This window comes from Micromonospora sp. M71_S20, assembly GCF_003664255.1.
Taxonomy (GTDB): Bacteria; Actinomycetota; Actinomycetes; order Mycobacteriales; family Micromonosporaceae; genus Micromonospora.
In genome coordinates this window covers 1,081,518-1,093,565 of the sequence record NZ_RCCV01000001.1, presented here as the reverse complement: position 1 = coordinate 1,093,565, position 12,048 = coordinate 1,081,518, and the positions used below count along the sequence as shown (strand labels likewise).

Sequence of the window (12,048 nt, the reverse complement as noted above, 5' to 3'; positions counted from 1 at the left end):
AGGGCTTACTGATGGCGAACGAAGAGCAGCTTGTCGAGTACCTCCGGCGCGTGACGGCCGACCTGCACGAGACGCGGCGGAAGCTGCGTACCGCCACGGAGCGGGAGCCGATCGCCATCGTCGGCATCGGCTGCCGCTTCCCCGGCGGCGTACGCTCCGCCGACGACCTGTGGGAGCTGGTGTCGTCCGGCGGCGACGGCATCACCGACTTCCCCACCAACCGGGGCTGGGACCTGGACGAGCTGTTCGACCCGGACGGCGGCACCGGCACCAGCTACGTGCGGCGGGGCGGCTTCATCCCGGACGCCACCGACTTCGACGCGGGCTTCTTCGGCATCAGCCCGCGCGAGGCGCTCGCCATGGACCCGCAGCAGCGGCTGATGCTGGAGACGTCGTGGGAGGCGTTCGAGCACGCCGGGATCGACCCGCACTCGCTGCGGGGCAGCCGGACCGGCGTCTTCGTCGGCGCGAACAGCGTCGAGTACCTGAACGCCATGCAGCGCGACGTCGACGCGCTCATCGGCTACACGATGACCGGGGTCGCGGGCAGCGTCGTGTCCGGCCGGGTGTCGTACGTGCTGGGGCTGGAGGGCCCCGCCGTCACCGTGGACACGGCCTGCTCGTCGTCGCTGGTGGCGATGCACGTGGCCGCGCACGCGCTGCGCAGCGGCGACTGCGACCTCGCGCTGGCCGGCGGCACCTGCGTCATCTCCACCCCCGGCACGTTCGTGGAGTTCTCCAGCCAGAAGGGGCTCGCCCCGGACGGTCGGGTGAAGGCCTTCGCCTCGGCGGCGGACGGCACGGCGTTCGGCGAGGGTGTCGGCGTACTCGTGCTCGAGAAGCTGTCGGACGCGCGCCGCAACGGGCACCGCGTCCTGGCGGTGGTGCGCGGCTCGGCCGTCAACCAGGACGGCGCGTCGAACGGCCTCACCGCGCCGAACGGGCCGTCGCAGCAGCGGGTCATCCGGGCCGCGCTGGCGAACGCCGGGCTCACCACGGCCGACGTGGACGCGGTGGAGGCGCACGGCACGGGCACCACGCTGGGCGACCCGATCGAGGCCCAGTCGCTCATCGCCACCTACGGCCAGGAACGGGACCGGCCGCTCTGGCTCGGCTCGGTCAAGTCGAACCTCGGGCACACCCAGGCCGCCGCAGGCGTCGCCGGCGTGATCAAGATGGTCATGGCGCTGCGGCACGAGGAGCTGCCCCGCACCCTGCACGTCGACAAGCCGTCGCACCACGTGGACTGGGCCGAGGGCGCGGTTCAGCTGCTCAGCGAGCCGGTGCGGTGGCCACGGGGCGAGAACCCGCGGCGCGCGGGCGTCTCGTCGTTCGGCATCTCGGGCACCAACGCCCACGTGCTGATCGAGGAGCCACCGGCCGCCGAGACCCCGGAGAGCGCCCCGCCGGCCGAGGGCCCCACCACGTGGGTGCTGTCGGCCCGGACCGAGGCGGCGCTGCGCGACCAGGCGGTGCGGCTGCGCGAGCGCCTGACCGACGACCTCGACGCGCACGATGTCGCGTACGCGCTCGCCAGCACCCGCGCCCGCCTCCCGCACCGCGCCGTCCTCGTCGGGGACCGCGACGAGCTGTCCACCGCGCTCGACGCGCTCGCGGACGGCGGCGCGGCCCGCAACCTCGTCACCGGGCTCGCCGACGCCGGCGACCGCACCGCGTTCCTCTTCCCCGGCCAGGGCTCGCAGTGGCTGGGCATGGCCGCCGAGCTGCTGGAGACCTCACCTGTCTTCGCCGCCCGGATGGCGGAGTGCGCCACCGCCGTGGACCGGCACACCGACTGGTCGCTGCTCGACGTGCTGCGCGGCGTCCCGGGCGCCGCCTCCCTGGACCGGGTCGACGTCGTCCAACCCGCGCTGTTCGCGATGATGGTCTCGCTGGCGGCGGTGTGGCGTTCGCACGGCGTCGAGCCCGCCGCCGTCGTCGGACACTCCCAGGGCGAGATCGCCGCCGCCTGCGTGGCCGGCGCGCTCTCCCTGGACGACGCCGCCCTGGTGGTGACCCGGCGCAGCCAGCTGATCGCCGTGGACCTCGCCGGGCGGGGCGGCATGGTGTCCGTCTCCGAGCCGGTCGCCAAGGTCGCCCGGCGGCTGCGGCCCGGGCTGTCGGTCGCCGCCGTGAACGGGCCGTCCACCGTGGTCGTCTCCGGCGCGCCCGAGGCGCTCGACGAGCTGCTCGCCGAGTGCGAGCGCGACGGGGTCCGCGCGCGGCGGATCGACGTCGACTACGCGTCGCACTCGGCGCACGTCGAGTCGATGCGCGAGGAGCTGCTCCGGGTCCTCGCCCCCGTGCGGCCCCGCACCAGCGACGTCCCGCTCTACTCGACCGTCACCGGTGAGCTGCTCGACACCGCCGAGTTGGTCGCCGAGTACTGGTACCGCAACCTGCGGCAGACCGTCGAGTTCGAGCAGACCGTACGGGGCGTCATCGCCGACGGCATCGACTCCTTCGTCGAGGTCAGCTCGCACCCGGTGCTCGTACCCGCCGTGCAGGACCTGCTCGACGAGGCGGGCGGCGGCTCGGTTGTCGGCACGCTGCGCCGCGACGAGGGCGGCCTGCGCCGGTTCCTGCTGTCGCTGGGTCAGGCGCACACCCGTGGCGTGCAGCCGGACTGGGCCACGCTGGTCACCGCCCCGGCCCGACCGGTCGCCCTGCCGACGTACGCCTTCCAGCGCCGGACCTACTGGCCCAGCGGCGCGGGCGGGCCGGTCGACGCCACCGGCCTCGGCCTGGGCTCCACCGGACACCCGTTGCTCGGCGCGACCGTGTCGCTCGCCGGCGCGGACGGTGTGCTGCTCACCGGCCGGCTGTCGACCTCGGCGCACCCGTGGCTCGCCGACCACCGGGTGGCGGGCCGGATCTTCCTGCCCGGCACGGCCTTCGTCGAGCTGGCGATCCGGGCGGGCGACGAGGTGGGCGCCACCGAGGTCGAGGAGCTGACGCTCGAAGCGCCCCTGGTGGTGCCGGAGCGGGGCGCGGTGCAGGTCCAGCTCCGCGTCGGCGAGCCCGGCCCGGACGGCGCCCGGCGGCTGACCGTGCACTCGCGGCCCGACGGCGACGGCCCGTGGACCCGGCACGCCACCGGCACCCTGGGCGCCGGCGCGCCCGGCGCCGGCGACCGCGCCGCGGCCCCGGCGGGCGTCTGGCCGCCCGAGGGCGCGGAGGCACTGGACACCGCCGAGCTGTACGACCGGTTCGCCGCGCTCGACGTGACGTACGGCCCCGCCTTCGGCGGCCTCGGCTCGGTGTGGCGCCGGGGCGACGAGGTGTTCGCCGAGGTCACCGCCCCCGAGGGGGCGAAGGTCGCCGGCTTCGGCCTGCACCCCGCGGTGCTCGACGCGGCGCTGCACCCGCTCGGCCTGGGCGTGTTCACCTCGGACGACGGCGAGGGCGGGCCCTGGCTGCCGTTCGCCTGGCACGGGGTGACCCTGCATGCCACCGGCGCCGCCCGGCTCCGGGTCACCATTCGGCCGGCCGGCCCGAACGCCGTCGCGGTGACCGTCGCCGACCAGGCCGGCGCGCCGGTCGCCACGATCGACACGCTGGCCGTCCGCCGCCTGCCGGCGGGCGCGCTCGCCGACCTGACGAACCCGCGCCACCAGGCGATGCACGTGCTCGACTGGGTGCCCGTCCCGGTGGCCGACGGCGCGGTCACGGTCGCGGTCGTGGGCGGCGAGCTGCCCGGCGCCACCGCGTACGACAGCCTCGCCGCGATCGCCGAGGTCCCCGACTACGTGGTCCTCCCGGTCACCCGGGACGGCGACGACCTCATCGGGGCCACGTACCGGGCGGTGGAGCGCACCCTCGCCGCCACCCAGGAGTGGCTCGCCGACGACCGGTTCGCCGCCGCCCGTCTGGTCGTCCTGACCGAAGGGGCCACCGACGCGACCGAGCCGGCGCTCGCCGCCGTCTGGGGCCTGCTGCGCTCGGCCCAGTCCGAGAACCCCGGCCGGATCGTGCTCGTCGACGTCGCCGGCGGGCAGTGGGCGCCGAACCTCGTGCCCGCGCTGCGCTCGGGCGAGCCGCAGCTCGCCCTGCGCGGCACCGAGGTCCTCGTGCCCCGCCTCGCGAAGGCGTCCGGGCAGCCGGGCACGCCGCCGGAGATCACCGGCACCGTCCTTGTCACGGGGGCGTCGGGCACGCTCGGCCGCCTCGTCGCCCGGCACCTCGTCGCGCGGCACGGCGTACGTCGGCTCGTGCTCGCCGGCCGCCGTGGCATGACCGAGGACCTGGCGACGCTGCACGAGGAGCTGACCGCCCAGGGCGTCGACGTGACGGTCGCCGCCTGCGACGCCGCCGACCGCGAGGCGCTGGCCGCGCTCGTCGCGGAGCATCCGCCCACGGCGGTCGTGCACACGGCCGGCGTCCTGGACGACGGGATGATCCCGTCGCTCACTCCGGAGCGGGTCGCGACCGCGCTGCGCCCCAAGGTCGACGCGCTCGTCAACCTGCACGAGCTGGCCGGCGACCTGAGCGCCTTCGTCGTGTTCTCCTCGGCCGCGGGCGTCCTCGGCGGCCCCGGGCAGGGCAACTACGCGGCGGCCAACGCGTTCGTCGACGCGTTCGCCGCCCACCGGCGCGCCCGGGGCCTGCCCGCGGTGTCGCTGGCGTGGGGCATGTGGGAGCAGCGCACCGGCCTCACCGGCGCCCTCGACGACGCCGACCTCGCCCGGATGCGGCGCTCCGGCGTGCGGCCGCTCTCGACCGAGGACGGGCTCGCGCTTCTCGACGAGGCGCTCTCCGCGCCCGAACCGGCCCTCGTGCCGATCCACCTGGACCTCGCCGCCCTGCGGGAGCAGGCGACCGGCGGCGTGCTGCCCCCGGTGCTGCGCGGCCTGGTCCGCACCCCGGCGCGACGCCAGGTCTCCGCCGACGCCGCGGCGGCCTCCGACCTGGTCGCGGCCCTCGCCGGTCGCGGCCCGGCCGAGCGCCGCAAGGAGCTGGTCGACATCGTCCGTGCGCAGGTCGCGGTCGTGCTCGGGCACGGGGGCGCCGAGGCGGTCGGCGCGACGAAGGCGTTCAAGGAGCTGGGCTTCGACTCGCTCACCGCCGTCGAGTTCCGCAACCGCCTCAACGCGGTCGTCGGCCTGCGGCTGCCCGTCACGCTGGTCTTCGACTACCCGAACCCGACGGTGCTGGCCGAGCACCTGGACGCGGAACTCTTCGCCGGAGGGTCGGCCGCCGCCGTGGTCGTGGCCACGTCCGACGGCACCGACGACCCCATCGCGATCGTCGGCATGGGCTGCCGGTTCCCCGGCGGCGCCAGCTCGCCGGAGAAGCTGTGGGACCTGGTGGCGGGGGGCGTCGACGCGGTGGCCGGCTTCCCGACCGACCGCGGCTGGGACATCGACAACCTCGTCGACCCGGACCCGGACAAGCCCGGCCGCACCTACTGCGGGGAGGGCGCCTTCCTGTACGACGCGGCCTGGTTCGACGCCGAGTTCTTCGGCATCTCCCGCCGCGAGGCCCTGGCCATGGACCCGCAGCAGCGGCTGTTCCTGGAGACCTCGTGGGAGGCCGTCGAGCGGGCCGGCATCGATCCCAGCAGCCTGCGCGGCAGCCGTACCGGGGTGTTCGCCGGCCTGATGTACCACGACTACAGCGCGCACCTTCAGCACCTGCCCCCCGAGCTCGACGGCTTCATCGGCACCGGCGTCGCCGGCGGCGTGGTCTCCGGCCGGGTGTCCTACGCGCTGGGGCTGGAGGGGCCGGCGGTCACCGTCGACACGGCGTGCTCGTCGTCGCTGGTCACCCTGCACCTGGCCGCCCAGTCGCTGCGCCGGGGCGAGTGCGCGCTCGCCCTCGCCGGTGGCGTGACCGTGCTCGCGACGCCCAACGCGTTCATCGACTTCAGCCGCCAGCGGGCCCTCGCCCCGGACGGCCGGTGCAAGTCCTTCGCCGCCGGCGCCGACGGCACCGGCTGGGGTGAGGGCGTCGGGGTGCTGGTGCTCGAGAAGCTCTCCGACGCGCGCCGCAACGGCCACCCGGTGCTCGCCGTCGTGCGCAGCACCGCGGTCAACCAGGACGGCGCGAGCAACGGCATGACCGCGCCGAACGGGCCGTCGCAGCAGCGCCTGGTCAACCAGGCGCTCGCCGACGCGGGGCTGCGACCGGCCGACGTGGACGCCGTCGAGGCGCACGGCACCGGCACCACCCTGGGTGACCCGATCGAGGCCCGGTCGCTCATCGCGACGTACGGCCGCGACCGGGGCGAGCACCCGCTCTGGGTCGGCTCGATCAAGTCGAACATCGGGCACACCCAGGCCGCCGCCGGCGTCGCCGGGGTGATCAAGATGGTGGAGGCGATCCGGCACGGCGTGCTGCCGCCGACGCTGCACGTCGACGCCCCGTCGCCGCACGTGGACTGGGCGGACGGGGCGGTCCGGCTGCTGACCGGGGCGGTGCCCTGGCCGGAGACGGGACGCCCGCGCCGCGCCGGCGTCTCCTCGTTCGGCATCTCCGGCACCAACGCGCACGCGATCATCGAACAGGCGCCCGAGCCGGTGGTGGTGGACTCGACGGCCCAGGTGCCGGTGGTGCCCCTCGTGGTGTCCGGCCGGGACCAGGCCGCGCTGCGGGACCAGGCGGCCCGGCTCGCCGCCCACCTCACCGACGAGGCGTCCGCCGTGGACGCCGGATTCTCGCTCGCCACCACCCGTACCGCCCTGCGGCACCGGGCGGCCGTGCTCGGCCGGGACCTGGCCGAACTGCGCGCCGGACTGTCCGCGCTGGCCCGTGGCGAGAACGCCCCCGGGGTGGTCGGCGGGGTCGCCGACACCGCCGGTGCGACCGCCGTGCTCTTCACCGGTCAGGGGGCGCAGCGGGTCGGGATGGCGGGGGCGCTGATGGGCTTCCCGGTGTTCGCGGCGGCGTTCGACGAGGTGTGCGGTGCGTTGGACGAGCACCTGGAGCGGCCGTTGCGGGAGGTGCTGGGCACGGAGGAGGTGCACCAGACGGGGTGGGCGCAGCCGGCGTTGTTCGCGGTGGAGGTGGCGCTGTTCCGGTTGTTCGAGTCGTGGGGTGTGCGGCCGGACTTCGTGGCGGGGCACTCGATCGGTGAGCTGGCGGCGGCGCACGTGGCGGGGGTCCTCACCCTGCCGGACGCCGCCCGGCTGGTGGCCGCCCGCGGCCGGCTGATGCAGGCGCTGCCCACCGGCGGCGCGATGGTGGCCGTACGCGCCACGGAGGACGAGGTCGCGCCGCTGCTCTCCGACGCCGTGGCGGTCGCCGCCGTCAACGGCCCCACCTCGGTCGTGCTCTCCGGCGAGGAGACCGCCACCCTGGCGGTCGCCGAGGAGCTGGCCGGCGGCGGTCGCAAGACCAGACGGCTCACCGTGTCGCACGCGTTCCACTCGCCGCTGATGGAACCCATGCTCGACGAGTTCCGCGCGGTGGCCGGGTCCGTCACCCACCACCCACCGACGATCCCCGTGCTCTCCACGGTCACCGGCGAGCCCGCCGAACTTACCCCGGAATACTGGGTGCGTCAGGTGCGGGCGACCGTGCGGTTCGCCGCGGCGGTCGAGGCGCTGGCGGCACGCGGCGTACGCACCTTCCTCGAACTGGGCCCGGACGCGGTGCTCACCGCCCTCGGCCGGGAGTGCGTGGCGGACGCCGAGTTCGTGCCCGCGCAGCGCGCCGACCGGGACGGGCAACTGGTGGCGACCGAGGCGCTCGGCCGCCTGCACAACCGCGGCGTACCCGTCGACTGGCCGGCCTTCTTCGCCGGCGCGCGCCCCGTCGACCTGCCCACGTACGCCTTCCAGCGCACCCGCCTGTGGCCGGACGCGCCGGCCGTCGCCGCGCCGGGCGACGACTTCTGGGCCGCGGTCGACCGCGACGACCTGGGCGCGCTGCTGGGCCTGGACGACTCCGCGACCCTGAAGGACGTCGCGGTGGCGCTGGCGTCGTGGCGACGCGGGCCCGCGCCCGGCTACCAGCTGCGCTGGTCCCCGGTCACGGAGCTGCCGGTGGCCGCGCTGCGGGGCGTGTGGCTGGTGCCGGCGGGCGCCGAACGGATCGCCGAGGCGATGACCCGGCACGGCGCCGACGTGCGCGTGTACCGCGACGGCACGGTGGACGAGCTGCTCGACCTGACGCCGGAGCACGTGGCCGCGGGGGTCCTGACGACGCCCGCCGGCCCCACCCCGGCCGCGCTGGTCCGGGCCCTCGACGAGGCGCGCATCGACACCCCGGTGTGGTGCCTGACCCGGGGCGCGGCCGCGGTCACCCCCGCCGAGCGGATCACCGACCTGGACGGGGCGGCGGTGTACGGCTTCGGCCGCTCCACCGCCCTCGCCACGCCCCGGGCCTGGGGCGGGGTCGTCGACCTGCCGGAGACGCTCGACGACCGGACGCTGACCGCCCTCTGCCGGGTGCTCACCCGGGGTGCCGGCGAGGACCAGGTGGCGCTGCGCTCGGCGGGCGTCTTCGCCCGCCGGCTCGTCGCGGCCCCCGCGCCGACCGGTGAGCCGTGGCGGCCGGCGGGCACGGTGGCGCTGCACGGCGGGCCGCTGGCGGACAGGATCGCGGCCCTGCTGGAGGCGGCGGGCGCGACGGTCACCACGGAAGCCGCCGACACCGTGGTCGTCACCAGCGACGCCGACGACGCGGTCGAGACGGCCCTCGCCGCCCGGGCGGAGCGGCTCGTGCTCGTGCACACGGCCGACGAGATGTTCGGCGTCGCCGGCGCCGCCGAGACGGCGGCCGTGTTCGACGCGATCGCCCAGCAGCGCGACGGGGTGGTGTCGGTCGCGGTCGGTCCGGATCTCACCGTGGAGCAGCTCGGCGCGGCGGTGGGCGCGGGCGCGGTCGGCCGGGTCGCCGCCGCCGTGGACTGGGCCTCGTTCGCGCCCGACTACACCCGGTACCGGCCGAGCCCGCTGCTGCGGGACCTGCCGGACGCGATGCGCCACATCACCGAGACCGCCGAGGACACGCTCGACGCCGACAGCCCCGAGGCGTTGCGCCGGCTGCTCGACGGGGCCGACGAGGCCGAGACCCGCGCGGTGCTGTCCCACGTGGTGCGGGCCCAGACCGCGTACACGCTCGGTCTGCCGTCGGCCGCCACGGTCGACGAGAACCAGGAGTTCCTCGACATCGGTTTCTCCTCGCTCACCGCCGTGGAGCTGCGACGCCGGCTGGAGGCTCTCACCGGGCTGGAGCTGACCGCCGCGCTCGTCTACGACCACCCGACGCCTGCCGAGGTGGTCGAGGAGCTGCTGGCCCAGCGGGCCCTCGTCGCATAACAGACCCCCACGCCGAGGAGCGGCCCTTCGCCACCCCTCACGGAAGGAAGCCCTCATGAGCAAGTCCGCCCGGATGAGCAGCCTCATCAAGCCGCCCAAGGTGGCGTGGAACCCGACGGAACGCCGGCTGCTGCGTGCGGCGGGCATCACCGACCTGCGTGCCGTGGCCCGGCGGGCCGTGCCCCGGATGGTGTTCGACTACTGCGACGGGGCGGCCGACAGCGAGCGCAGCCTCAGCCGCGCCCGGGAGACGTTCGCCAACATCGAGTTCCAGCCGTCGGTGCTGCGCGACGTGTCCGCCCTCGACACCAGCCGGACGGTGCTCGGCAAGCGGCAGAAGCTGCCGTTCGCCCTGGCGCCCGTCGGGTTCAACCGGGTGATGCACGCCGAGGGCGAGCCGGCGGTCGCCTCGGTGGCGCAGCAGTTCGGCATTCCGTACTCGGTCTCCACGCTCGCCACCACGTCGCTGGCGGACGTCGCCGCCGCCGCGCCGCAGGGCCGGCACTGGTTCCAGCTGTACTTCGCCGAGGACCGGGCGATGGTCAAGGAGCTGATCGCGCTCGCCGAGGAGGCGAAGTTCGACACCATCCTGCTGACGCTGGACACGCCGATCTCCGTGCCGCGCCGCCGCGACATCCGCAACGGGCTCACCATCCCGCCGTCGATGAGCATCGGCACCATCGCCGAGGCGTTCCTGCACCCGGGCTGGTGGATGCGGCAGTGGCGGGCCGGCACCCCGTCGCCGCAGGTGCTCAAGGCGACCGGCGGGTCCGCGTCCGACATGATCAAGCGGGTGTTCAACCCCCGGTTGTCCATCGAGGACGTCGAGTGGCTGCGCGGCGCCTGGTCGGGCAAGCTCGTCGCCAAGGGCGTGCAGAGCGTCGCCGACGCCAAGCGGGTCGCGGCCGTCGGGGTCGACGGGGTGTGGCTCTCCACGCACGGCGGTCGCAAGCTCGACCGGGCCCCGGTGCCCGTCGAGCTGCTGCCGCACGTGGTCGACGAGGTCGGCGACCGGGTCGAGGTGCTCGTCGACACCGGCATCACCTCGGGCGCGGACATCGTGGCCGCGATCGCGCTGGGCGCCACCGCCGCCGTGGTCGGCCGGGCCTACCAGTACGGGCTGATGGCCGGCGGCCGGCGGGGCGTCGTACGGGCCATGGAGATTCTGAGCCGGGAGATCGAGGTCACCATGAAGCTGCTCGGGGTCTCCTCGGTGGGCGAGCTGAACCGCTCGCACGTCAGGTTTCGCTGACTCCCGCGGTTCCTCGGTTCCCGGATGGACCGTCGCGAAGGGCGGATGGTGGCCGTTCGTGGTGGTCTCTTCACGGGTGGTGAGGGGTGTCGGTAGGGGTTACCCCCTCCCGGAGCCCTTCGTAATGATCGGACTGTCGTATTTCGGGGCGTACGTGGAGGTTATCTGTGGCACGCATGGGCGGGAATGGTCACTGCCGTTCGTTCAACGGGGACGGGAGGATGGACATCATGGTCCGTGACGACGTCACGGGCGAACTGCTGGTCTTCCCGCACAGCGGCAGCTTCCGTGGTGGCGAGACCTTCGGCGAGCCGGTGCTGATCAGCACCGGTTTCCACCCGGAGCGCAACCACGGGCTGGTCCGTCCCATCGACGTCAACGGCAACGGCTACGCCGACGTCATCGGCGTGAGCATGACGCACATGAACGAGACGCACGGGATCTTCCTCTACCCGAACAAGGGTGGGCTGAACGGTCTCGACACCCTCGGTGAACCGATCCGCATCTCCGGCGCCCGGGACGACAAGAAGTGGGAGACCCTGGGCATCGCGGACGTGGACCTGGACGGCTGCGACGACATGTTCGGCCGCGAGCAGAACGCCGGCCACGTCGACGCGTTCTTCAACCAGCGCCAGGTCAAGCAGAACGAGACGTACGACCGCACCGCGCACCGCCTGGTGACGGTCGATGTCGAGGACTTCCCGCTGGCGATGGCCGACGTCACCGGCACCGGCCGGCCCGACCTGCTGGTCCGGCGGGCGAACGGCGACCTGGACCTGTACGAGTTCGCGCACAACACCTCCGGCGAGGGTCCGTGGTGGCGGGGCGAGGGCCGGTGGTTCACGCTCGGCCGCGGCTGGCAGGAGTACGAGATCATCACGGTGACCGACATCGACCTGGACGGCCGCCCGGACCTGCTGGGTCTGCGCGCCGACGGCACGCTCGTCGTCCACCTGCACAACGGCAAGTTCGACCCGGACCGGCCGTTCGCGACGCTGTCCGCACCGGAGGTCGTCGCGACCGGCTGGCAGAAGTACTCGGTGGTGAGCTGACGTGGGTCAGCTCGCGCCGCAACCGGGCGGGCCGCCACGCGCGGTCCCGCGACCCGGCACGGTGGACGTACGACGAGAGGGGCAGTGGTGAGCGCGAACGAGGCCGGCGACCAGGCCGGGTGGCGGTTGGTGGTGGAATCGAAACGCTGCATCAGCTCGGGTTTCTGCGTGGGCAGCGCGCCGGACCACTTCGCGATGGACCCCGTCTCCCGGCCGCTGGCCGACGTGGTGGCGCCGTCCGATCTGGTGGTCGAGGCCGCCGAGTTCTGCCCGGTGGAGGCCATTTCGGTGCTCGACGCGCAGGACGGGACGCTGATCGCCCCGAAGCGATGACGGCGGGGGCCCGCCGGGTGTGACCACGCCCGGCGGGCCGACGCCCACCTCCAGGCCGCCGTGGGCGGCCTTTTTCGTTTCCGGGCGGGTCACCGGGCGGCCCCGGGCCAACTCGACGCGACCCGGCGAGCTGCGCTGACGGACGGGG

General features: G+C 74.8%; 3 protein-coding genes and 1 pseudogene. All 4 read left to right on the top strand.

All coding sequences use genetic code 11. The annotated features are described in order from the left end of the window. Window positions 1-11: 11 nt before the first annotated feature. A pseudogene (locus DER29_RS04950) lies at window positions 12-9,263 on the top strand (type I polyketide synthase); the annotation flags it as partial. Window positions 9,264-9,318: 55 nt separating this feature from the next. Continuing rightward, the gene (locus DER29_RS04945) at window positions 9,319-10,515 is read left to right on the top strand and encodes an alpha-hydroxy acid oxidase (RefSeq protein WP_121396243.1); all 1,197 of its coding nucleotides are present in this window, start codon (window positions 9,319-9,321) and stop codon (window positions 10,513-10,515) included. Between the two features lie 176 nt (window positions 10,516-10,691). After that, window positions 10,692-11,567 carry a VCBS repeat-containing protein gene (locus DER29_RS04940; protein ID WP_121396242.1) on the top strand — a complete coding sequence of 292 codons (876 nt, stop codon included), beginning with the start codon at window positions 10,692-10,694 and terminating at the stop codon, window positions 11,565-11,567. 87 nt (window positions 11,568-11,654) lie between these two features. Then, window positions 11,655-11,900 carry a ferredoxin gene (locus DER29_RS04935; RefSeq protein WP_199729125.1) on the top strand — a complete coding sequence of 82 codons (246 nt, stop codon included), beginning with the start codon at window positions 11,655-11,657 and terminating at the stop codon, window positions 11,898-11,900. The last annotated feature ends 148 nt before the right edge of the window (window positions 11,901-12,048 follow it).